Consider the following 24,229-nt stretch of genomic DNA (forward strand, 5'->3'; position numbering starts at 1 on the left):
CCTAACTGCTATTGCTTCTCCGAGAAAAATTTAAAATTACTCTCTTAATACTCAGAACTCATTTAAACGTAATCTTGCTCTACACTTGGCGGCGGTAGGAAATTAAAGAAAAATGGATACACACAATAAAACGAGAGTTCAAGAAATTAACGTCATACCAGAATTACTTCCACACAAGACTGCCCAAGAGCAGCAATTTTCACTTGAGTGGAATCATACCCAAATACAGTCTCTCCAAAATGTGTGTATTCATCAGTTATTTGAAGCTCAGGTAGAACTAACACCTGATGCCATAGCTGTAGTATATGGAAATGAACAACTTACTTATCGACAGTTAAATCAGAAGGCAAATCAGCTAGCGCATTACCTGCGTACCTTTAATGTAAAACCAGAGGTATTGGTTGGCATTTGTATGGAACGTTGTCTAGAGATGGTAGTGGGTACCTTGGGAATACTCAAAGCTGGAGGAGCTTATGTACCACTAGATCCTGAGTATCCACTAGAGCGTTTAGCCTTCATCTTGGAGGATACCCAAACTCCAGTGATGCTAACCCAACAGAAGTTTCTCAAAAACCTACCAGAGCATACAGCCCAGGTGGTTTGTTTAGACTCTGATTGGAAGTTGATTGCTCAAAATAGCCATGAGAACCTTATCTGTGAAGCAACATCTAATAACCTAGCTTATGTCATTTACACCTCTGGTTCTACAGGACAACCCAAAGGTGTGATGATTCCTCATGGTGCTGTCTACAATCTTCTCTGGTGGAGACAAAAAACCTTTAATTTAACTGAGCGTGACAAAGTTTTACAGAATATTTCTTTTAGCTTTGATCCTTCTGTTTGGCAGATATTTTGGCCATTATCATTTGGTGCTCAGTTAATTATGCCTCGTTCTGGTGGACAAAAAGACGCTGGCTACCTTATTAAAACTATTATTGAGCTTCAAATCAGTGTGATTGCGCTGGTACCTTCTATGCTCCGCGTTTTATTGCAACAGGAGGGTATAGAGAACTGTAAATCCCTTAAACACATCACTTGTGGCGGAGAAGCTTTACCCATAGAGCTAGTGGAGCGCTTCTTTAGTAAACTGAACTTAGAAAATGCTCTAGTCAACTGTTATGGTCCAACAGAAGCTTGTATTGATGCAACTTTCTGGATTTGCAAACCCGGTAGTGATCATGTCACTGCGCCCATAGGAAGGGCGATCGCCAACGCACAAATTTACATACTAGATGAAGATTTACAGTCTGTACCTGTTGGAGAAGCAGGCGAACTCTACATCGGCGGTGCTGGTTTAGCACGAGGTTATCTTAATCGCCCAGATTTGACTGAAAAGAAGTTTATCTCTTTTAGAGGGAATAATGGGCATGGGGCATGGGGCATGGGGCATGGGGGAGCCAGTGAGGTGGACGGATCTCCCGGCATAAAGCATCTGGCGTCATGGGAGGATAGGGTAGTACAGGCGACTTCTGATAGCCTTTGCTCCTCTGCTTCGTCGGAGCGTCTTTATAAGACGGGGGATTTGGCTCGTTATTTGCCTGATGGGAATATCGAGTTCTTGGGGCGTATTGACGATCAAGTTAAGATCCGAGGCTTCCGGATTGAGTTGGGAGAAATTGAAGCGGTACTCAATCAACATCCTGCTTTAGAACAAAGTGTGGTGATTGTTAGAGAGGATGTTCTTAACGACAAGCGCCTTATAGCTTACGTGGTTGCAAAACCAAACCAAGTTCTTCCTAGCCAGAGTGAATTGCGCCTGTTTTTACATGCTCAGTTACCTGACTATATGGTGCCTGTAGCTTTCGTATTTTTAGATAATTTACCGTTCAATCCTAACGGTAAGTTAGATCGCCGTGCATTGCCCGCGCCAGATATATCTACTCTCAATAGATCCTCTAACTTTGTTCCACCTTCTACTTCGACTGAAACAGTTTTAGCTGCTATTTGGAAACAAGTTCTTGGTGTGGAAAAAATAGGCATTAATGATAACTTTTTTGATCTGGGAGGAAATTCCCTTTCTGCAATGCAAGTTATTTCTCGATGCTGCCAAGCTTTCGGTGTAGAAGTTCCACTACAATTACTGTTTGAGAAACCGACTATTGGTGTTTTAGCAAGTCATCTCTCGAGCCGGAATACCAAGACTAAAGAACACCAGAGCATTCCTCACGAAATCAATAGACAATCAGCACCTTTATCTTTTGCCCAGCAACGATTATGGTTTCTTGCACAGTTAGAGCCTGACAGTGTTGCATATAATATTGTTGAGGCGGTGGAGTTACAAGGTAAGCTCAACGTGGAGGTATTGCACCAATCTTTAGATGCAATTATTGCCCACCATGAAGCACTGCGAACCAATTTTATTACATCAGATAATGGCACTCCCGTACAGGTGATAGGTTCGGCGCGATCGCTTGATCTGATGGTGATTGACTCGACACATGAGCAAGCGCAACATATTTTAACGCAACAGGCGCAACGCCCCTTTAACTTAGCAACCGATTTAATGTTGCGAGCTACCTTGCTACGAATGAGCCAACATAAGCATATACTTTTGTTGGTGATGCACCACATTGCCTCTGATGGTTGGTCAATGGGGATATTGTGGCGACAATTGGCAAGTGTATATGAAGCTTTTTTACAAAATCAACCAAATCCCTTGCCAAAATTACCCATCCAGTATGCTGATTTTGCGGTTTGGCAGCGCAAATGGTTATCTGATGAAGTCCTCGCCTCCAAGCTAGAGTACTGGAAAACTCAGTTGGCAGGTAGTAACCATGTATTAGAATTACCGACTGATTATACACGACCACTGGTTCAAACTTACCGAGGGGCAACACAATCTTTGATGCTACCCCAGAAGCTTACTGCACAGATCGTAGCACTATCACAACAAGAGAATGCTACTTTATTCATGACATTGCTGGCAGTATTTGGTACTTTGTTACACCGGTACACTGGGCAAGAAGATGTGAGTATTGGCTCACCTTTTGCAGGACGCGATCGCCTTGAAACTGAGCAGCTTATTGGATTCTTCATAAATACCGTTGTTTTGCGGCTGAACTTTTCTGGTTACCCTAGTTTTCGTTCCTTACTAAGTCGAGTGCGTGAAGTGGTATTAGGAGCATATACTCATCAGGATATGCCGTTTGAGAAACTGGTAGAAGAACTACAGCCAGAACGAGACACCAGCCGGAACCCAATATTTCAAGTTTGGTTTAATATGCTGAACTTGGGCGACATCCAAATGGAATTGCCTGGATTGTCTTGTGAACCCATGTCTATGCCAGAACCTGCTTCTATGTTCGACTTGAGCTTGTATGTCATCGAACAAAAGCAGGGAATTCAGATCAAATTAGTCTACAACGTCGATTTGTTTGCAGCAGAACGAATGAGTGAAATGCTTGAGCAATTTAATCATTTGCTCATCCAAATCGCCGAAAATCCTGATATTAATCTGGCAGATGTTTCACTGGTTACGCCACAAGCCCAGTCAATCTTACCAAATCCACAACAACTTCTTTGTTCGCAATGGCAAGGAGCCGTTCACACCTTCTTTTCTAAACAAGCACAAAGAATACCTGAAGAATTAGCAGTTGTAGATACACAGGTGAGTTTGACTTATGCTGAACTTGAGACAGCTACCAATCAACTTGCTCATTATCTGTTAGCACATAGGATTCACTCACAAGACATAGTAGCTATATATGGCGATCGCACCTCAGCGCTGGTAGTATCCATACTTGGGGTGCTGAAGGCAGGTGCAGCTTTTGTTATCCTTGATCCAGCTTATCCAGCCTCACGACTGATTGATTGCCTAAAACTTGCCAAGCCTCGTGCTTGGATACAAATTACCACATATAGAGAACTACCAGAAGATATTCAAAAATATATAGATTTATCTTGTAGATGTCGTCTTCAATTTTCCGCTAATTCCATGACGGATGTATTGGACGAATATAGAACGACTGAGACTAAAGTGAGGGTTGAGGCAGATCATTTAGCTTATATCGCCTTTACTTCTGGCTCTACAGGAAAACCCAAAGGAGTTAAAGGCACTCATAGCCCCCTATCGCATTTTATACAATGGCATATAAAGACCTTTGGCTTAAATCAGTCAGATAAATTTAGTTTACTATCGGGTTTGTCTCACGACCCATTGTTACGGGATATATTCACGCCATTATCACTAGGTGCAACTTTATATATACCAGACCAAAAAGATATAGAAACAAGTGGTCAACTAGCTAGTTGGATGCGGCAAAGAGAAATTAGTGTTGCTCATCTGACTCCAGCGATGGCACAACTTTTAACCGTAAAAACCACAACCATTGCCCCAAACTTACGTTATATATTTTTTGCTGGTGATGTGTTAACACAGCAAGACGTGACAAGAATTCGTCATTTCGCCCCACTAAGCACCTGTGTTAATTACTATGGAGCTACCGAAACGCCCCAGGCTATGGGTTATTTTATCATTCCTAATGACTTGTACACTGAGGGAAATAGTTTGAAACAAAAGATACCTTTGGGACGAGGTATTGAAGACGTACAACTTTTGGTTTTTAACTCTAAGCTGCAACTAGCTGGAATTGGAGAAGTGGGAGAAATCTATGTCCGTACCCCTTATTTAGCTTCCGGTTACATTGACGTTGGTGAAACACAACAGCGATTTATACTCAACCCATTGACGGAAATTCCCTTTGACAAGCTATACAAAACTGGTGATATGGGGCTTTATCTACCAAACGGTAATTTAGAGTTTCTCGGGCGGATCGATCACCAAGTGAAAATTCGTGGCTTCCGTATTGAATTGGGAGAAATTGAAGCCGTACTACGTCAACATCCTATGGTAAAAGAAACTGTAGCACTTGCACCACAAGATGCTTCTGGTAACAAGCAAATAGTGGCATACGTTGTTCCCAAATTAAAACAACATAGCATCGGCGAGGATTTCCGGCACTTCTTAAAGGAAAAGCTACCTAGCTATATGATTCCTACAACTTTTGTAATGCTAGAGTCTTTACCCGTAACTCCTAATGGTAAACTAGACCGAAAAGCACTACCGGTGCCTGAACAAGTTCGGCAAGAGGCAGAACAAACCCTCGTCTCCCCTCGGGATCATTTAGAAAAGCAGCTTGTGGAAATTTGGGAACAAGTTTTAGGTTTCCAAGGTATTGGCATCAGAGAGAACTTCTTTGACTTAGGCGGGCATTCTCTACTAGCGATCAAGTTGTTTGCACAAATACAGACTCGATTTAATAAAAAACTCCCTATAACAACCCTTTTCGCGTCAGGTACAGTCGAAGCACTGGCAAACCTACTCCGGCAAGGGCAACAAGAGCATCAGGTTGTCAAAGGAGAGCAAAAACAATTACAATCTACTTGGTCATCGTTGGTAGAAATTCAGCCCAAAGGTTCTAAACCACCTTTATTTTGCGTACATCCGTTAGGTGGAGAAGTTTTGTGCTACCACTCTTTAGCAAAGCATTTGGGGCACGAGCAACCGGTTTATGGGCTACAACCAAGAGGGTTGGATGGAAAGGAACCTCCACTCACCGAGGTAGAGGATATGGCTTTTCACTACATTAAAGAAATTCAGACTATTCAACCTCATGGTCCTTATTTTCTGGCTGGATACTCGTTTGGGGGTATAGTCGCTTTTGAGATGGCTCAGCAACTACAAAAGCGTGGTGAAAAAATAGCATTTCTTGCCATGCTTGATACATGTGTCCCTAACTCTGGCACACGGTTGCCACTCCGCAGGCGAGTTCTCGTACATATGGATAATTTATTACAAGAAGGTCCCAAGTACATTCGCTACAAGCTTGCTGGTTGGGGCGAGTACGGTAAGCACAATATTCGACGAAAGTATATACGTTTCTTGGGAATAAAAGAGCTTTTACCCGAGGATGACAAGCACTTAGAAGTTATGGACGCTAACGTACAAGCGTTAAGTAAGTATACTTTCCAGCTCTATTCTAATGAGATTATACTCTTTCGGACCGACGATAAAAGTCGAACTGATGCCGTCGGCCATCAATATGACTTGGAATTTGGTTGGGGTTCTATAGTCTCTGGCGGAATCGAGATCCATCATATTCCTGGTGCACACCAGAGCTTTCTATCAGAACCCCATGTACAGGTGTTGGCAAAGAAATTGAAACAATGTTTACAGAAAACGTACGATTGGCAGAGTAGGGAGCAGGTAGATCGAAGCCGTGAGCAGGGAAGCAGGTAGTCTAATCCCCAGTACCCAGTACCCAGTCCCCAGTCCCCAGTCCCCCATGCCCCATGCCCTACTTCGTACGCATAAACAGTTGTGTAAGGAAAACTTCACCCTTACTATTGGTAGCAACACCAATACCAGTTAGGTTATAATTACCCTCTATATTTTCGCGATGCCCCGGACTGTTGAGCCAGCCGATAATAGCTTCATTTGCGGGATCATTATACCCTTGATTGAAAGCCAGATTTTCAGCTGCGCCTGAGTAGCCAATAGGTATAGAATTGACTCGCCGTATAAAACCCTGATGACTAAATGGTACTTTACCTTTAGCCATGTTTAGACTATGAATCCTTGCCTGTCGAGAGATGCTTGCGTTGAGGGATAGCTTTCGCAGACCATGAGAAACCCGAAATCTATTAATCTCGTTAAAAACAGACTTTTCCAATGTGGTAGAGAGTGCAATTCGATTTGATGGTACCGAAGGAATTGGATTTTGGGCGGGTTTCTGCTTCTCTGTATTACCTCTTACATAAGTATTTGTTGTTAATCCACTGACAAGGACAAGCGTACTTAAAGCCATGCCAAAAGCAGTTTGTCGAAACATGGAAAATTACTTAAACATATATAGTGAGCAGAAGACGTATAACTTTGGGTGTTTGTTTCTTAAACACAATAGATCTGGTATGCTGTTTCTAGGTAAGCAAGAGTTAGCATCACGGTGGCTAGGATGTGTTGAGTAATAAAGCGTTGGTGTGCATCTAGTAGTTTAGTAGCTGACTGATAACCTAAAAGTAGAAGATTGGTAGTCACAAAAAAGCTAAAATAACGGAATAAACCTAATTATACTCACTTTTCTCGATATTGGTGATAGCTCATCACTTTAAGTCAGGCTAGCGCTTAACCTGGTTCCCAGAGTGGAGGGAACTTATGTGATAAACTCTTTTTTGGCCGTGGTATAACTATGTCATCATCAAAGCAAAACTCCTCTAAAGACCCCTTCATCTACCGAGAATTTGGTAACGAAAACTCTCTTGCACGAGAAAGACCAATACAAGAATTACCCCCATCGCAACAAAACCCACGAATCCAAGCTACGCGTTCGGGACGCAAGGGCAAAACCGTCACAGTAATTACTGGTTTTCAATCAAAACCAGAAACCTTGCAAGCGTTAGTCAAGCAATTAAAAACTCAGTGTGGCTCGGGTGGTACGGTTAAAGACAATGAAATTGAAATTCAAGGTGACCACAAACAGAAAATTCTTGAGATTTTGGTGAAATTAGGCTACAAAGCCAAGATTAGTGGTGGTTAGACAAGCAGGGAACTCTTAGCAGGGAGTGGGGGAGCAGGGGAGCAGGGGAGCAGGGGAGAAAAAAAGACAAATCTTACCCAGTTTTGACTTTTGACTTTTGACTTTTGACTTCCCCGCAGGGGTGCCCCATGCCCAATACACCAAGGCGTAAATGCTATCTTTGAGATATAAAAAATCTTGTTGATTTAATATTCAAAGGAGAAAGCGATGGATTTGGTTAGGATTATCTGTGCAATATTTCTACCTCCCCTCGGTGTGTTTTTGCAAGTCGGCTTGGGTAAGGACTTTTGGATCAATCTGCTTTTGACTATTTTCGGTTTTTATATTCTCGGTATCGTCCATGCAGTATGGGTGATTGCGAAGAAATAAGTCTCACCTAATGTAAAGAGCCCATAAAACCCAGGACTCACTGTAGAGTCCTGTAAGCAGCTCTTCCATATAGTGATCCTAAATCATTCGTGAAAAATCTATTGCAAAACTGCAAGAGTGCTTTTCATTAGGTTTTCTATAAGAATAAGGACTTTTGGTGGGACGATCGCAATTTAAACAAATTTTATATGTAGATCCCACAGCACGCATCCGTAGGTTTACCGGCTCCTAGTTTTACTGAGCATTTTCAAGGTGCTGCATTTTTTTGACAGAAGTTTAGGATATAAACCATCAGTTTTACAATGACCATTTACTTTTACAAAGTGGGGCATCCCTATGGCTGTTTTTCCAATTTTTCTCCTCATGGAATTGTGATTGAGAGCGTTTACTGGTCAACAGTAGAACACTATTATCAAGCACAAAAGTTTATCGGAACAGAAGATGCACTCATTATACCCAAAATACATGCCGCTAAAACCCCAGAAATAGCCGCCACCTTGGGACGAGATTGCTCCCGTCAACTTCGTCCAGACTGGGAAGTCGTAAAAACTCAAGTTATGCGAGAAGCTGTACTAAAAAAGTTCGTAACTCACGCTGATATAAGAGAACTGCTTTTAAGCACAGGGGACCAATACCTTGTGGAAGACTCACCAACCGATTATTTTTGGGGTTGTGGGGAACACAAAACTGGTCAAAACCATTTAGGTAAAATTCTGGTGAGTGTTCGTCAAGAAATCAGAACTTTATCGTCCTTATCAGTTATTTCAGATTAATCTATTAATGTAAGGATGAACACAAAAATCTTTTACAATTTGTCGATTGCACACAAAAATAGCAATAATTACATCCTCCTTTTGGTAGACATTCAGTTTTAAAGAGCTAAAATTTAAGAATATTTTTATAAACCGGTATAATGTGAACAATGAAATTTACGCACGACCCAAGCGGTTGGCAGCAAACTTTTGCTCAAGAAGGTTTACTACACCGAATCACAAACCGTATTAGACAATCTCTTGAACTACAAGAGATATTAGAGTCTACAGTTGCTGAAGTTCGTTCCTTTTTGGGTACAGCCAGGGTGAAAGTCTATCGGTTTGAAGCCGATGAGAGTGGTCAAGTTATTGCTGAATCTATAGACAACGAGCGTTTACCTTCTCTATTGGGGTTACATTTCCCAGCAGATGACATACCTCCATATGCCAGAGAAATTTTTCTGAAAGCACGCCAACGTTCAATAGTGGATGTCACTAGTGGGCAAATTGGAATATCCATGCTCGAAAACCCAGAAACTAGCACATCCCCAACGACTGATATCTATTACCGAGCAGTAGACCCTTGCCATATCGAGTACTTAAAGGCAATGGGTGTGCAATCTTCGCTAGTGGTACCAATTTTATCTCAAGATCAGAACAATATTAAGCAGGAATCTCGCCAGGGGAATGGCGCTAGTTCTCTCCAGGAGGCTAGGTGCGACGAGCAGTCCTGCGCGCAGGGCTTTAGGGTATTGTCACGACCCCATCTATGGGGATTATTAGTATCGCATCATACTGAACCGCGAACGATTTTGCAGCAGGAATTAAGAATCGTACAGCATGTTGTAGATCAAGTATCGATCGCGATCGCTCAAAGTCAACTCTTTAGCGACGCGCGTGCTGAAAAAGAGCGAGAAGCGACTATTAACCAAGTCACTAGCTTGTTACATACACTGCCCTCAATACAACTACAACCAGCTTTAGAAGCAACGATTGCAGCGCTAAAAGGAGCAGGTGGAAGACTTTACATTCAGGAAACATCAGAATTATATACTTGGGGCGATCAACCAATCCCACCCCATAATTTTGAAAACAGCTTGATAGAACAACATCCTGTGTGGAAAAGTTGGGTAGATAAGCAACTAAAGAGGAAATTGTCTGGACAAAATGACAACGTTTGGGCGATTAATGACCTCTATAAAGAACCAGAATGGCGAGTTTTGTCTTTGGCATTTGAGTCTACTCGAATTCGGGGGATATTAGTCACGCCCCTACTTTACCGCCAAGACTTTATCGGATTTTTAACTATTTTTAGAACTGAGATTGACACCGAGATTTTATGGGCTGGACAGCGCGATCGCAATCCGAATCAACTAGTAACCCAGATTTCCTTTGCAACTTGGCGAGAGCAAAAAAAAGGACAAGCACCTAGGTGGGAACCTGAAGACTTTACCCTAGCACAAGCTTTATCGCACCAATTCTCAAGTGCGATTAAACAACAGCAAATGTACAGACAGTTAAAAGTGCTAAATCATAGCTTGGAATCCCAAGTAAAACAGCAAACAGTTGAATTGCAAAAATCATTACAGCTAGCTCATGTTGTAAGGCATGTTACAAATCAGATTTCCAGCACGTTAGACTTAAGTACAATTTTGCAAACAATAGTTCGAGAAGTCAGGGAACTGCTAAATACAGACCGAGTCCTACTATACCATCTTTTGAACAACTTTGATGGAGAAGTTGTAGTTGAACAAGTCCAAGGCAATTGGTCGTCAGTTTTGGGGATGAAAGCACCACCGGAATGCTTTCCTGATGAATATAATCTTCTTTACTTTCGAGGAAGGATAAGAGTCATTAATAATGTTTCTGCGGCTTCTTTGAGTCCTTGCCATCAAGATTTCTTGCAGGAGCTTCAAGTACAAGCAAACATGATTGTTCCTATAAACATGGGTACCCAGTTATGGGGTTTACTAATTGCCCATGAGTGTAAAGGACCAAGAGAATGGCAAGATACGGAAATTGAATTACTGCAACAACTTGCGGATCAGGCGGCGATCGCAATTCAGCAAGCACAATTGTATGAACAAAGCCGCACTGCTGAAGCACAAGCCACAGCTAAAGCACTACAGTTAGAGCAAACCCTCCTGGAACTACAAAAAGCTCAAACACAACTCGTCCAAACCGAAAAAATGTCCAGCTTAGGGCAATTAGTAGCAGGGCTAGCACATGAAATCAATAACCCGATCAACTTCATCTCAGGTAACGTGTCTCATGCGATTCAATCCACCGAGGGATTACTAGAACTTTTGCATCTGTACCAATTGCATTTTCCTAATGCTAATCAAGAAATTAACTCTAAAGCACAAGAGATTGATTTCGAGTTTCTAGCATATGATCTACCTAAAATCATGTCATCGATGCAAGCGGGTGCTGATCGCATTCGTTCTTTGGTGCTGTCGTTACGCAGCTTCTCTCGCTTGGATCAAGCTGAAATGAAACCTGTAGATCTGCACGAAGGCATAGATAACACCTTATTACTGTTACAACATCGTTTAACCGCGAAACCAGACTCTCCTGGTATTGAAGTGATCAAGGACTATGGTGACTTGCCCGTGATAGAATGCTTTGCTGGGCAGATGAATCAAGTATTCATGAATATTCTCACCAATGCTATTGACGCCCTAACAAACGAAGAAGGTTTTGTCTCATCTGCCAAAATTTGGATTTCTACTAAGATTGTACCAGATAAATCTCGTATTCTAATTCGCTTTGCTGATAATGGCTCAGGAATGACCGAAACTACAAAAAAGCGAATATTTGATCCATTTTTTACCACCAAGCCGGTGGGTAAGGGCACAGGCTTGGGATTAGCTATTAGCTATCAAATTGTTGTGGAAAACCACGGTGGAAGAATAAACTGCATTTCCGAACCTGGCAACGGCACAGAATTCCAGATTGAAATCCCTGTCATTTAAGTCACGAATATGAATTTCACAGGTTTAAGAGGGTGCGTTAACTTACTGTAACGCACCCTACAAATCATGGCACAATCAGTACTGGGCAAGGAGAAAGGTTTATCACACGGTTCGTAACACTATCATGTGATCCCTCTTCTGTTAAGCCTAGCCCGCGACAACCCATGACAATTAAATTTGCCTGTATTTCATCTGCAACATCACAGATTGTGAAAGCTGCTTTGCCTTCTCGTTCAATAGCTTCGGCGGAAATTCCGTGCTGTAAGAACAGAGCTTTGGCATTTTCTAGAAGTTGGGCAACTGTCTCTGGAGAGGACATAGCATCTTCATTTTGTGCTTCGGTGGTGGGTTGTTCCACCACACTTAGTAGCACTAAGCGACTGCCGTATTTTTGCACGATATCCACAACCACTTCAGCTGCTTCTCGTGCTTCTCGGCTGTAATCAATAGGAAATAAAACGATCTTGAACATGGGTTTCACCTGGATAGCCCCGACTCCGGTAAAATCTGGATGGGTCTACTAAAAAAACATAACAAAAAGGGAATCAGGAGGCTTGTGCTGTGCCCAAGAAAACTTTAGCAAATTTATCTGCAACAGATGTATCTGGGAAACGTGCTTTAGTAAGGGTTGATTTTAATGTTCCTTTGGATGAGGCAGGCAACATCACCGATGATACTCGCATCCGTGCTGCTCTACCAACAATTCAAGATCTGAGGCAGAAGGGAGCTAAGGTAATTCTCGTTAGCCATTTTGGTCGTCCTAAAGGTGTGGATGACAAATTGCGCCTAACTCCAGTTGCTAAGCGTCTTTCAGAGTTACTAGGGCAAGAAGTCGTTAAGACTGATGACTCTATAGGTGATGCAGTTGCCGCTAAAGTAGCGGCTTTACAGAATGGACAAGTTCTGTTATTAGAAAATGTTCGCTTTTATAAGGAAGAAGAAAAAAACGATCCAGAATTCGCTAAAAAACTGGCAGCAAATGCCGATTTTTATGTAAATGATGCTTTTGGAACAGCCCACCGCGCTCATGCTTCTACAGAAGGAGTCACTCACTACCTCAGTCCCTCTGTCGCTGGTTATTTAATTGAAAAAGAATTACAGTACCTCCAAAGCGCGATTGAAAATCCTCAACGTCCTTTGGTAGCAATTATTGGTGGTTCTAAAGTTTCCAGCAAAATTGGGGTCATTGAAACTTTACTAGAGAAGTGCGACAAGCTACTGCTAGGTGGTGGAATGATTTTCACCTTCTATAAAGCCCGTGGTTTGAGCGTTGGTAAATCACTGGTGGAAGAAGACAAGCTAGAATTGGCTAAGTCTTTGGAAGCTAAGGCAAAAGAACGCGGCGTTGACTTGCTACTACCTACAGATGTAATAGTGGCAGATAACTTTGCTGCTGATGCAAATTCAAAAACCGTCTCAATCGAAAGTATTCCCGATGGTTGGATGGGCTTGGATATTGGTCCAGATTCGGTTAAAGTTTTCCAAGAAGCGCTTGCTGATTGTAAAACAGTTATTTGGAATGGTCCAATGGGTGTATTTGAGTTTGATAAGTTTGCTGTCGGTACAGTGGCGATCGCTCATACTTTAGCAGGGCTTAGCAAACAAGGCGCTACTACAATCATTGGTGGTGGTGACTCTGTTGCAGCTGTGGAAAAGGTTGGTTTAGCCGATCAAATGAGCCACATCTCCACCGGAGGTGGCGCTAGCTTAGAGTTACTGGAAGGCAAGGTATTACCAGGTATCGCCGCTTTGAATGATGCTTAACTAATTCCACCGAATCCCATGCTCTGTAGGGGTGTACGGCGTACGACCTTACTATACAAGCGTACATTTGTACCAAATTGCTGATTCGGTATAATTTTGAGGGTTAGCAAAATTGTTAACCCTCAAATAATTTGCTAACAGATAAAATGGGTTAGTTTAAAATATGGGAGCAGCTACTAAATTACAAGGCATTATTTTTGACCTAGATGGAACCCTAGGAAACACACTACCTGTTTGCTATAGTGCCTTTCGCCATGCTTTTCAAGTGTTTTTAAACCGTCATTATACCGATGAAGAAATAACATCGTTATTTGGCCCATCAGAAGAAGGTATAATTAAGCGACTTGTGCCATTAGAATGGGAAGCTTGTGTAAAAGCCTATCACGATGAGTACGAAAAAGTACATGTAATTTGTGATAAACCATTTCCAGGTATTGAGCCAACCTTGAATTTTTGCAAGCAAAAGAATATTGCTTTGGCGATCGTAACTGGGAAAGGAGAATTTAGTGCTGCTATCTCGCTGCGATATCTTGGTATAAAAGATTATTTTGACCAAATTGTGGCTGGTTCTCCTAATGGTGGAATCAAACCATTTGCAATTCAAAGTGTCCTGACAAAATGGAATTTATCGCCGCAAAATGTTGCTTATGTTGGTGATTCACCTTATGATATGCAAGCAGCAAAAGAAGTCGGTGTAATTCCCTTGGCAGCGGCTTGGGCTGAAACAGCAAACTTTGAAAGTTTAGAACAGATGGCTCCTAGCGCAATATTTTCTACCGTTGAAAGTTTCATTGACTGGATTGAAACTATACAATAGTTACATCAGTGTTGGAAAGATAAAATCTTCTGTCTACAGACTGAAAAAAAATATTTTTCCAATTCCCATAATCATACCTAATGCCTATTGCCAGGAGGATATCAGAAATCTAAATTAGAATTTAACAATGAGAATCGACAGTTACATAAACGGAGCGGAATGAGCCCAATCATAGGTATAATTTATTTTAAATACCAATGCTCTTCCCTTGAGTAGAATTTCATCTCGAATTTCAGATCAAATATTTATTTTTCTATTATCAGAGTGATTTAGGAGTGATACTATGAGATGATGGTCTTAGTGAAGATTCAGGGGCATTTCTATTTCGCAAATCCATGCAGGTATTAAAGATCTTGCGTTAAACTAAGTGTGTTATTATTTACCAGCAATGTTATTCTTTACCTGCTATTGAGAAGAGGAATTCTGCGAAAATTACTCAAAAAAGATGAAACGAAAAGGTGAAATAGCAATGTTATTTAATGACCTAGAGGATTCTCAAATTGAACGTGTTGTTGGTGGTGCTTTCAACAAGATCACCGGAATTCAAATTAAAGTATCCGCGACAGGAGTAGGAGATAATGCTTCAATAATCTGAATGTGTGCGGTATCTGCTTTGGAGAAATCCTAGGTATCCAAGTAGCCTTCACCTTCAGCCTGCTATGCAGACTTTCTTAAACAATGCTTGTCAATTAAAGCCAGAGTTTCACTCTGACGGAAAGAACCCTCTTGAGTATTTTCTTGGGGAATCTGTCAACAACTTAACCTACCACTGAATCACTAGCACCGCTGCGCAAAAGTCAAAAGTTTGATAAATCAAGGCTTTTGGCTGTTCGAAATGGTTGTTTTATTTATGCCGCGTTGTACTAGCAGATATCGCCTAGATGAATAAATAAAGGAGAGGAGTGCGCCATCTAAGCCAAGAAGATCTAAAAAAAACACCCTAAAACTTAAGCCAGCAGAGAAGTCATAACTACTCCAAAAGTGGTAAGATAAATCACAGGAGAATATGACTAACGGTACAGAAGTCCAGCACTACTGATCAGTTTACCTGCATGTGGTCTTAACAATGGAATCCTCTAGCCAGCCAAAACCAAGTATTGGGCAGACAACAGCAAATACAACGCTAGGTAATGGTAACATTCAACAGCTAAATAATAGTCAATTAACTTTACGAAAAGCTGTTGCCAATCTTTGGGCTAGTCATGACATTAAGGATCGAAATACTGTTGAGAACCACCAAGCTGGAATTAAAAAGCTCAATCCGCCAAATAACCTTTTGCTTCAAGGTTATACCAAATTTATAGGAAGAAAGGATGAACTAACTTTACTGCATGAAAACTTGCAACGCTCTCACAATTTTGTTATTTCTGCGGTTACTGGAATTAGTGGGGTAGGAAAAACAGAGCTAGCAAGACAATATGCACAACAATATCAAAAGGATTATCCTGGTGGTATTTGTTGGTTAACTGCTGGTCAATCAAATTTGGCAGCCTCTATTGTGCAGTATGCCCAGACTTACATGAATTTGGAAGTACCTCAAAAGGACTGGCGTGATGAGTTTGTTAGTCTCCCTGCTCAGGTAGCTTGGTGCTGGCAAAACTGGCAACCATTAGAAGGGTTGGTATTGATTGTCTTAGATGATGTGACGTCTTTGGAAAGTTTTCAAGAATTACTGCCAAAGGCTAGTCGCTTTCGTGTGTTGATAACAACACAATTACAAAACCTAGATCCTAATATTCACAAGATATCGTTAGATGTACTTTCACCAAAGAAGTCTTTGCAACTTTTGACAAAAATATTAGGTGAAAAGCGAGTACAACACGAACTAGTTTCAGCGCAACAATGGTGCGAATGGTTGGGACATTTACCATTGGGTTTGGAGTTGGCAGGAAGGTATTTGGTTAAAGAACCTCCTGATTGGAGCTTAGCTCACATGTTACAACGACTTCTAGATCAGCGACTGAGAAATCAACCCAATAGTCATGAAAAGGACTTGCAACAAACGTTAAGTACTTCACAACGAGGAGTTTATGGAGTATTTGAATTAACTTGGAAATCGCTTAGTCCAATGACACGGCGTGTCGGTCAATTGTTAAGCTTATTTAGATCGGAGCTTTTTCATTGGGAATGGGTGGAGTTTACAGCTAAGTTGCTCAATTGGAGTGCAACTGATGTTGAGACTGCTGTTGAAGAGCTTTCCGAACGTCATGTCATTCAGTTAATAGAAAATAAGGATCGTCATTATAGCATTCATCCCTTAATTCGGGAGTTTTTGAAAGTCAAGCTAGCGGCGTCAGAACAAGCACAAGAGTTGAAACACCGTTTTGCAGAGACTTTTGTAGTAATTACTAAGCAAATACCTGCTTACCCAACTGTGGAGTTGATTAGTTCCTTAAAAGATGCTATCCCACATTTGATAGAAGTAGTAGAAAATTTGACTGATGCAATCAAGGATGAGAATTTACTTGCGGTTTTCACTGGCTTGGGTAGATTTTATTCGGGACAGGGTTTATATGCGATCGCACAACCGTGGTGCGAGCAATGTGTCTCAGTCATAAAATCTCGTTTAGGAGACTCCCACCCAGATTTTGCTACTAGTCTTAACAATCTGGCAGATGTTTATTATAACCAAGGGCATTTTGCTGAAGCAGAGTTTTTATATCAGGAAGCACTAACATTAAGAAAGCGCTTACTGGGAGACTCACACCCAGATATTGCTACTAATCTCAACAGCTTAGCAAATCTTTATTTTGACCAAGGACGCTACACCGAAGCAGAAGAGTTATATCAAAAAGCACTAACATTAAGAAAGCGCTTACTGGGAGACTCACACCCAGATATTGCCACCAGCTTCAACTGCTTAGCTTTACTCTATGCTGAGCAAAGGCGGTATGCAGAAGCAGAACTATTGCATCAGCAAGCATTGACATTAAGAATACGTCTGTTAGGAGAATCACACCCAGATGTTGCTACTAGCCTCAACAACTTAGCAAATCTTTACGCTGATCAAGCGCGGTATGCTGAAGCAGAACCATTGTTTCAGCAAGCATTGACATTAAGACTAAGCTTGCTGGGAGAGTCGCACCCACATGTTGCTGCTAGCCTGAATAACTTGGCAAATCTCTACTCTGATCAAGGGTGGTATGTCGAAGCAGAGCCATTGTATCAGCAAGCATTGACAATCAGAATGAATCTGCTGGGAGAGTCCCATCCAGATGTTGCCACTAATTTGAACTACCTCGCGGTACTGTACTTTAATCAAGGACGGTATGAAGAAGCAGAAAAGTTGTATCAAAAAACACTAATATTAAGACTCCGCTTGTTGGGAGAGTCACACCCAGAAGTTGCGACTAGCCTTAATAATCTGGCAGCACTCTACTTCAATCAAGAGCGGTATACCGAAGCAGAACCGTTATATGAGCAAGCATTGGCACTTTATCAAAACTTGGTAGGAGAGTTACACCCAGATGTTGCCACAACATTTAACAATCTGGCTCTACTCTACACCAAACAAATGCGGTATGACGAAGCAGAACGCTTGTATCAAAAAGCAATAACACTAAGAGTCCAACTTTTGGGAGAGGAAAATTTGTCTGTAGCCTCTAGCCTTACCAGCTTGGCTTTACTGTATGTTGAACAAGCGCGGTATGATGAAGCCGAACCATTGTATCAACAAGCACTTGCTGTCAGAATACATCTTTTAGGGGAGCAAGACTTGGATGTTGCCACTAGCTTAAACCATCTAGCAAATCTCTACTCTGACCAAGGGCGGTATAACGAAGCAGAACCATTGTATCAACAAGCACTTGGAATAAGAGTCCGCTTGTTAGGAGAGGAAGACGCTTCAGTTGCTTCCAGCTTAAACAATTTAGCGAATCTTTACTCTGATCAAGGGCAGTATGCTGAAGCAGAACTTTTGTATCAAGAAGCACTAAAAATTTATAAAAACTTAGTTGGTGAGTCTCACATTTTAGTAGCAACAAGCTTCAACAACTTAGGGAATCTCTATTCTGCTCAAGAGCGTTATGGCGAAGCAGAACCATTGTATCGTCAAGCACTGATAACTTATCGAAACTTGGTAGGCGAGTCACACCCATATGTTGCTACTAGCCTCAACAACTTGGCAGGACTCTACAAAAACCAAGGAAGGTATGCCGAAGCAGAACCTTTATATCAGCAAGCTGTGGAACTGTATAAAAATTTAGTAGGCGAATCACACCCTCTGGTTGCTAGTGGTCTTAACAGCTTAGCAGGACTTTACAAAAACCAAGGAAAGTATGCTGAAGCAGAACCTTTATATCAGCAAGCCTTAGAAATTGCTGAACACAGTTTAGGAACAAATCACCCCAACACAATCACCATTTGGGAAAATTTACAATCCCTCTTGAAAAAAGAGGGTTAAGATCCATATAACCCCGCACTGATCCTGTTAAAGCCAGTGCTAATACTTGGATAGTAAAAAGGTTATATTAACGCCAATCATCTATGAGATAATATTAAACCAAGCTAATTTTATGCTCCTGACTCTTGTAATTCAAGTAATGATGAATGATTGAGTATAGTTGCTATTTTTCCAGATATAAAATGTGGAGCGCTATGCTGAAATATATTTCTTCCAAAGGCGACTCCTCTACCACCAGCTTCTATTGACTCTTTTACCATTGACAAAACTGCATTATCTGAACTGGCTTTTGGTCCTCCTGCAATCACTACAGGAATGTCAACTGCTTGCACAACTTCCTTAAATGAATAAAGGCTCCCAGTATAGTTAACTTTTACTATATCTGCGCCTAATTCCCATGCAATTCTAGTGGCATGAGAGATTGCTTGTACATCGTATTCATTTGGAATTTTTTCCCCACGACAATACATCATTGCTAATAAAGGCATTCCCCACTTATCACATTCTTCTGATATGAGTCCAAAGTCTTGTAGCATTTTAGGCTCATCATTTGCACCAAGATTTATATGGACTGACACTGCATCTGCATTTAACTTAATAGCATACTCAATACTGCTTACTAAGCGCTTGCTAGATGGATCTCTAGATAGGTTTGTTGATCCAGATAGATGCAAAATCAAAGATATATTCTTAGAGATTAATAAGGGAGATATCGAGTCAGCTAAACCTTTATGAGCAATTACTGCGCTAATTACTTGTCCTGGCAAAGAGTTAATAAAACTTTTAACATCTGCAAGATGGCTAATAGGACCAACAGTCAGTCCATGATCTATTGGCACAATAAAATAATTACTTTGTTTTTTAAGAATTCTACTAAGACGTGATTTTTTTCCTAGCATCATAAAATTACCATCACTATTACACTGTAGTTGGCAGATTTTTCTTGGTTTAAATTCACCTGATGGTACCATGCCCATACAAGAATCTAGACGCCGTCTCCAGCTTCCCATTCCACTCGTTAATCCTCAATCAGACTGTAGTCCTGCGTTTCAATACAGTAATTGAGATTTTAAAACATTTGTAATAAGAATGAACTTTGTCCTGAAGATTGAATATATTCTTCATTCCAAAAACCCTGTTTCTTGTTCACTAGTTATTGAGGACGGCTCTAATGTTTTAGAAGATACTATCAAATATAATTACTCCAACTGCTTGTGACAAGTACCACTTCTGTAATAAAGAACCAGTCCAATCTAATCAATAGTAACTTGTTTTGGTAGAGGGGTCGAAGTTCCACACTACCATTTTTTTGACACCTTGTTAATATTCCGGACCAGTCTAATGACCTTAACCTGTCAAGGATACTTTTTCTGCAAAGTCCAAAACTCAAAACAACTCAAAATATTCTCTTTGCTCCCAGTCAGTTACTTGGGTTAAATACTCTTCTGGTAACTGATCAGTAACGGACTCCAAAAAGCGATTAATTTCACTCTGTTTTATTTTAGTGATGAAGTTTATAAACTCCTGCCCCATTTTTTGAGAAAAAAGTGTACTTTGGCTTAAGTGTGAAATCGCCTCTGACAAACTTTTAGGTAACATCGGATGTTCTGCAGCATAAGGTTCTTCTGTTGGGGAGCCAGGGTCAAGTTGATAATCTATACCATCTAACCCAGAAATCAATTGCGATGCTATGTAGAGATAGGGATTGGCTGCTGATTCTCCAATTCGGTTTTCTATGTGAGTGCTAGGGTTGTCAAAACCGCCAAGTAATCTAATCATTGCCCCTCGGTTTTCCAATCCCCAACCTACACGGTCAGGTGCTAGGGAATGAGATCTATATCTTTTGTAGCCGTTAATTGTCGGGGTTGCGAACACAGAAGCAGCATTGGCGTGTTTGAGAATACCACCAATGAAGTGCTTACCTAAATCTGATATTAGAATTTTGGAGTCTGCACTCATAAAGGCGTTCTCGCCTGTGGTTCGGTCTACAAGGGATTGGTGCACGTGCCAGCCGTTAGAAGAACAACCTTGCAATTTAGGAAGACACATAAACGATGCAATGTAACCTTGTTGGCGACAAATTTGCTTGGTTGCCATTCGCAATATCATCATTGTATCCGCAGCTTGCAATGCTGGCATCGCATCAAAAGTAAATTCATATTGACCGATACCTCCCTCGTTTTCTATACTCCTTAGGGGTAATCCCATCTTAACTAAGTTTTCTGCCAGAACCAACAGCAAGTCGTGAATCTCTGGATTGTGGGGTTCTGAAAGGTATTGGAAGCTATGCTCCACTGCACTAATTAGGGCAGGTTCACCGGGCTTTCCATAAGAACCAACGTGGGTGAACTCTAACATGGGATCTTCTAACTTTGCTAGATACCACTCAACTTCTAATCCAATAATGTATTCTAACCCTCTTTGATCTAACTCTGCCAATGATTGGCGCAAAATGCCGCGACTGGAAAAGGGCATTGCCTGACCATTTTGGAAGTACTCGTCACACAGAATAAAGCCAGTGCGTTTTGCCCAAGGTAGAATTGTGAAGGTATCAGGGTCAGGAACAGCTACAATATTTGGCCCACCTGTCATTAGAGGGATATCTAAGCTACCCCCAGGAACAAAAGGGTTAAATACCATTGCACTACCAGTATCAAACAGGAATGTACCTGTACTGATGTGCATCCCATTTTCTAAGGTGCTTAAGAACTCTTGGGGTAAAAGCCACTTACTATGAACAATACCGTGCTGGTCTGACCAAGCGGTACGAATCAATAATAAATCTTGTTCTTTAACAACAGCCTTGATCTTTTGAGATGCTTCTTTTTGGATTTCTGTCCACAGGTTATGACGCTCAATAAATCCGGGTCTTTTCATTTGGATTACCTAATCATTTTCAATTGTTTGTGTACTTATACAGGATTTCATAAATCCGTAACCAATTAACGGACTTGCTCCGAAGCCTTTGTAAAGACTCGATAGCGCTACGAACTTGTGCAAAGCTGTACTATAGCAATCCTAAATCATTTGTAAACACCAATGTTTGTGTGTGTTGACTGTTGGCTGTCAACCGTTAACACTTAACAGCCCTACACGAAAAGTTTACAACTCAAATAGGATTGCTATAGTTTGGGATGTAGACTTCGCTCTTAGTGGGTGCGACGCACAAGGCTGTCTAGGTCCACGCATGTCCGAGATGAAACTTGCAAGGGAACGCGCAACCTTCCCCCATTAAAGGGTTGAGAATTGCTACTCCCAGGTGTTGAAGGGCAATTAAACTAGGCGCTCTAGCGAAACTTTGGCAGAAAAATGATGAACACAAAGACCTCAGCGTGCGCTTAGCGGTGGCTTCCGCATCGCCAACCGAAAAACAATGTGTAACAATTAACGGCTCACGAATTAGAATTTATCAGAGTTTTGTCTCCTGAGCAAGCTATAAAACTTTTCTGTTTTCTCCGGATCCTTGAGCAATTCTGGTCCCTGTTATTCTTACAATAACGTTTTCTTTCATAGTTTTCGACTTAATTTTATACCTATAGATGAGTTGACAAATGCGTCAAAAAATGTTAATTACGAACGAGTCGAAAAAGTGGACTGCTGTTTGAGTCAAAAAGTGGTACTTGTGCCGTCCTGAGTAAGTCACTATGTTTTTAATTGGTAATGATTGAAGTTGATGCAGGTTTAAATTTTATAAACATTCATTTGTATCGTTAACCACTAACTGTTGACAATCAACTCGAGTTAATATTCAAGTTATATGGATAGCAGTTTAGAAGTTATAGCAATCCGGTATCACCGGTATCAGTTGTGAGAAAATAAGGAGACAACAATGCCTTATTTTGCAAGCATTACAGCCTTTATTCGTTCTCATGTATCATTTAGGACTGCTATAGTTTTTGATGATAAGGAAAAATTTTGTTTTTGCAGACAGCTTAAAAATTTTACTTTATGAGTCTATCAAGTCTTAAATCTATATACAGCCAAATGCCCCCCCAAACAGCCATAAAGACAATGGTATCAAGCTATTGGATTTCCCAGTGCATCTATGTTGCTGCAAAACTTGGCATTGCAGACTTGCTTAAAGAAGGTGAAAGGCACTGTGAAGATATAGCTGTTATTACTGGCACCAACAAGGATACACTTTATCGACTGTTGCGAGCTTTAGCTAGTATCGGGATTTTTGCTGAGACTCAACCTCATTATTTTCAGTTAACCCCATTAGGAGCTTCTCTCCAAAGCAATTGCCCGAACTCAACAAGAAACTATGCGCTCCTACTAGGCGAAGAGTTTTATCAAGCTTGGCTAAATTTGATGCATAGCATTCAGACCGGAAAAAATGCCTTTGAGGATTTTTACGGAATGAATCTTTTTGAATATTATCAGAAAAATCCCACTGCTGGTCAAATTTTTAATCAGGCAATGACAGACTTTTCAGCAGCTGTTTCTGCTGCTGTGTTAGCAGCTTATGATTTTTCATCAATTGGCAAATTAGTAGATGTTGGAGGGAGCAATGGTAGCTTACTTGCTGCGATTTTACAAGCTAACCCAACCATGACAGGAGTCGTGTTTGATTTGCCAAATGTTATTGACAAAGCTCAGGATTTTCTTGAACAAGCAGGTGTGAGCAATCGATGCCAACTAGTAGCAGGAGATTTCTTTGAATCTGTCCCAGTGGGAGGAGATATGTATATACTCAAACATATCGTTCATAATTGGGATTGGGAGAGGGCAAGCAAAATTTTGACGCGTTGCTATGAGGCTATGACAAAACAGAGTAAGTTATTGCTGATTGAACAAATAATTTCTTCTGGAAATGAACCTTGCGTCGCTAAATTATGGGATATGCATATGCTAGTCGTATGTCCTGGAGGAAGCGAGCGCACAGAAGCTGAGTATCGAGATTTGTTAAAATCTACAGGTTTTACACTTAATAAAATTATTCCAACTCAATCGGATGTTAGTTTAATTGAGGCAGTAAAATAGGCGATTATTGTATTTCTTGTTCTAAAAAATTTCTCTATAACTTGTATAGACAGATGAATCACGATATTTTTAAAGACAGTGTCAAGCATTTAGTTAATCAAAACGTTCTTGAAGAACATGCAAGTAATCCAATTGGCAACCATAGCGATGCTCTCAAACGGATCCTAGTTTATCTTAGAAAATATAAGCTTGAACTCCGAGGTAAGTATATTATTGTTTGTGTTCAACCGTATAAAAAATGGTGTATTGGTAAACTGTCTGGTGTTCGAGGAGTTCCTCCTCAAATTTATGAAGAAGAATGTTTTGGATCAGAAGCAGAAGCTGAACACGGCATTTTTATTAAGAGGATTAAAGAACTAGGATTTATGTAATAAAAATACTGATGTGCTGAGGGACATTGGCTTGCGATCGCCAGTCTCTTTCGGAGGAGCTTTATTAACGCTATAGAAATCTAATTTAAATTTTGAAAAATCTAAGTATTTGTAGGGTGCATGCTTACTGTAAGTCCTTAATGTATCAAGATTTAGAAACGATGCGTTACGCTGTGCTAACACAGCCTACTCGCGTGGCAAGCGTAAGATAGTGCATTACGGAATTCGTAAAGCAATGCAACGCTATAATATCAGTGTTGA

Annotated in this window: 16 protein-coding genes; 11 read left to right on the forward strand and 5 right to left on the reverse strand. The window is 40.9% G+C overall.

From position 1 onward, the window contains the following. The first annotated feature begins 112 nt into the window (after positions 1–112). Entirely contained in the window at positions 113–6,238 is a 6,126-nt protein-coding gene (locus G4P69_RS15115; protein ID WP_208338684.1) for an amino acid adenylation domain-containing protein, read from the forward strand. A 58-nt stretch (positions 6,239–6,296) separates the two neighbouring features. On the opposite strand, the gene G4P69_RS15120 is transcribed toward G4P69_RS15115, so the two are convergent. Both G4P69_RS15120 and G4P69_RS15125 read right to left on the reverse strand, forming a co-directional pair. Then, on the reverse strand, positions 6,297–6,830 hold the full coding sequence (locus tag G4P69_RS15120; protein WP_208338686.1) for a CAP domain-containing protein: 534 nt from the start codon (positions 6,828–6,830) through the stop codon (positions 6,297–6,299). A 59-nt stretch (positions 6,831–6,889) separates the two neighbouring features. Next, positions 6,890–7,036: a hypothetical protein gene (locus G4P69_RS15125; RefSeq protein ID WP_208338688.1), complete on the reverse strand. Its 147-nt coding sequence runs from the start codon at positions 7,034–7,036 to the stop codon at positions 6,890–6,892. A 151-nt stretch (positions 7,037–7,187) separates the two neighbouring features. On the opposite strand from G4P69_RS15125, the gene G4P69_RS15130 reads away from it, so the two are divergent. From G4P69_RS15130 to G4P69_RS15145, 4 genes are all read left to right on the forward strand, one after another. After that, positions 7,188–7,535 carry a translation initiation factor gene (locus tag G4P69_RS15130; protein WP_208338690.1) on the forward strand — a complete coding sequence of 116 codons (348 nt, stop codon included), beginning with the start codon at positions 7,188–7,190 and terminating at the stop codon, positions 7,533–7,535. A 207-nt stretch (positions 7,536–7,742) separates the two neighbouring features. After that, positions 7,743–7,904 carry a YqaE/Pmp3 family membrane protein gene (locus tag G4P69_RS15135; RefSeq protein ID WP_208338693.1) on the forward strand — a complete coding sequence of 54 codons (162 nt, stop codon included), beginning with the start codon at positions 7,743–7,745 and terminating at the stop codon, positions 7,902–7,904. 302 nt (positions 7,905–8,206) lie between these two features. Next, complete coding sequence (locus G4P69_RS15140) at positions 8,207–8,677, forward strand: NADAR family protein (RefSeq protein ID WP_208338695.1); 471 nt, start codon at positions 8,207–8,209, stop codon at positions 8,675–8,677. A gap of 149 nt (positions 8,678–8,826) precedes the next feature. Then, entirely contained in the window at positions 8,827–11,631 is a 2,805-nt protein-coding gene (locus G4P69_RS15145) for a GAF domain-containing sensor histidine kinase (protein WP_208338704.1), read from the forward strand. Between the two features lie 64 nt (positions 11,632–11,695). Here the strand turns inward: G4P69_RS15145 and G4P69_RS15150 are convergent, their stop codons facing one another. Next, a complete protein-coding gene (locus tag G4P69_RS15150; protein ID WP_208338707.1) occupies positions 11,696–12,103 on the reverse strand; it encodes a universal stress protein in 408 nt (135 codons plus the stop codon). Between the two features lie 89 nt (positions 12,104–12,192). Here G4P69_RS15150 and G4P69_RS15155 point away from each other — a divergent pair, with 89 nt between their 5' ends. The 4 genes from G4P69_RS15155 to G4P69_RS15170 all read left to right on the forward strand — a co-directional run bounded on the left by G4P69_RS15155 (position 12,193) and on the right by G4P69_RS15170 (position 18,614). Then, positions 12,193–13,395 carry a phosphoglycerate kinase gene (locus G4P69_RS15155; RefSeq protein ID WP_208338709.1) on the forward strand — a complete coding sequence of 401 codons (1,203 nt, stop codon included), beginning with the start codon at positions 12,193–12,195 and terminating at the stop codon, positions 13,393–13,395. 163 nt (positions 13,396–13,558) lie between these two features. Further along, positions 13,559–14,212 carry an HAD family hydrolase gene (locus G4P69_RS15160; protein ID WP_208338710.1) on the forward strand — a complete coding sequence of 218 codons (654 nt, stop codon included), beginning with the start codon at positions 13,559–13,561 and terminating at the stop codon, positions 14,210–14,212. A 445-nt stretch (positions 14,213–14,657) separates the two neighbouring features. Next, positions 14,658–14,807: a hypothetical protein gene (locus G4P69_RS15165; RefSeq protein ID WP_208338711.1), complete on the forward strand. Its 150-nt coding sequence runs from the start codon at positions 14,658–14,660 to the stop codon at positions 14,805–14,807. A gap of 471 nt (positions 14,808–15,278) precedes the next feature. Continuing rightward, positions 15,279–18,614 (forward strand): tetratricopeptide repeat protein, encoded by a 3,336-nt coding sequence (locus tag G4P69_RS15170; RefSeq protein WP_208338712.1) that lies wholly within the window; start codon positions 15,279–15,281, stop codon positions 18,612–18,614. A gap of 110 nt (positions 18,615–18,724) precedes the next feature. On the opposite strand, the gene G4P69_RS15175 is transcribed toward G4P69_RS15170, so the two are convergent. Together G4P69_RS15175 and G4P69_RS15180 are read right to left on the reverse strand one after the other, a co-directional pair. Next, entirely contained in the window at positions 18,725–19,624 is a 900-nt protein-coding gene (locus G4P69_RS15175) for a class I fructose-bisphosphate aldolase family protein (protein WP_208338713.1), read from the reverse strand. Positions 19,625–20,000: 376 nt separating this feature from the next. After that, a complete protein-coding gene (locus tag G4P69_RS15180; RefSeq protein ID WP_208338714.1) occupies positions 20,001–21,491 on the reverse strand; it encodes a glutamine synthetase family protein in 1,491 nt (496 codons plus the stop codon). A gap of 1,134 nt (positions 21,492–22,625) precedes the next feature. On the opposite strand from G4P69_RS15180, the gene G4P69_RS15185 reads away from it, so the two are divergent. Together G4P69_RS15185 and G4P69_RS15190 are read left to right on the forward strand one after the other, a co-directional pair. Next, the gene (locus G4P69_RS15185) at positions 22,626–23,597 is read left to right on the forward strand and encodes an acetylserotonin O-methyltransferase (protein WP_243902085.1); all 972 of its coding nucleotides are present in this window, start codon (positions 22,626–22,628) and stop codon (positions 23,595–23,597) included. Between the two features lie 53 nt (positions 23,598–23,650). After that, entirely contained in the window at positions 23,651–23,968 is a 318-nt protein-coding gene (locus G4P69_RS15190; RefSeq protein ID WP_208338717.1) for a hypothetical protein, read from the forward strand. The last annotated feature ends 261 nt before the right edge of the window (positions 23,969–24,229 follow it).

The organism is Aetokthonos hydrillicola CCALA 1050 (genome assembly GCF_017591665.1).
Classification (GTDB): domain Bacteria; phylum Cyanobacteriota; class Cyanobacteriia; order Cyanobacteriales; family Nostocaceae; genus Aetokthonos; species Aetokthonos hydrillicola.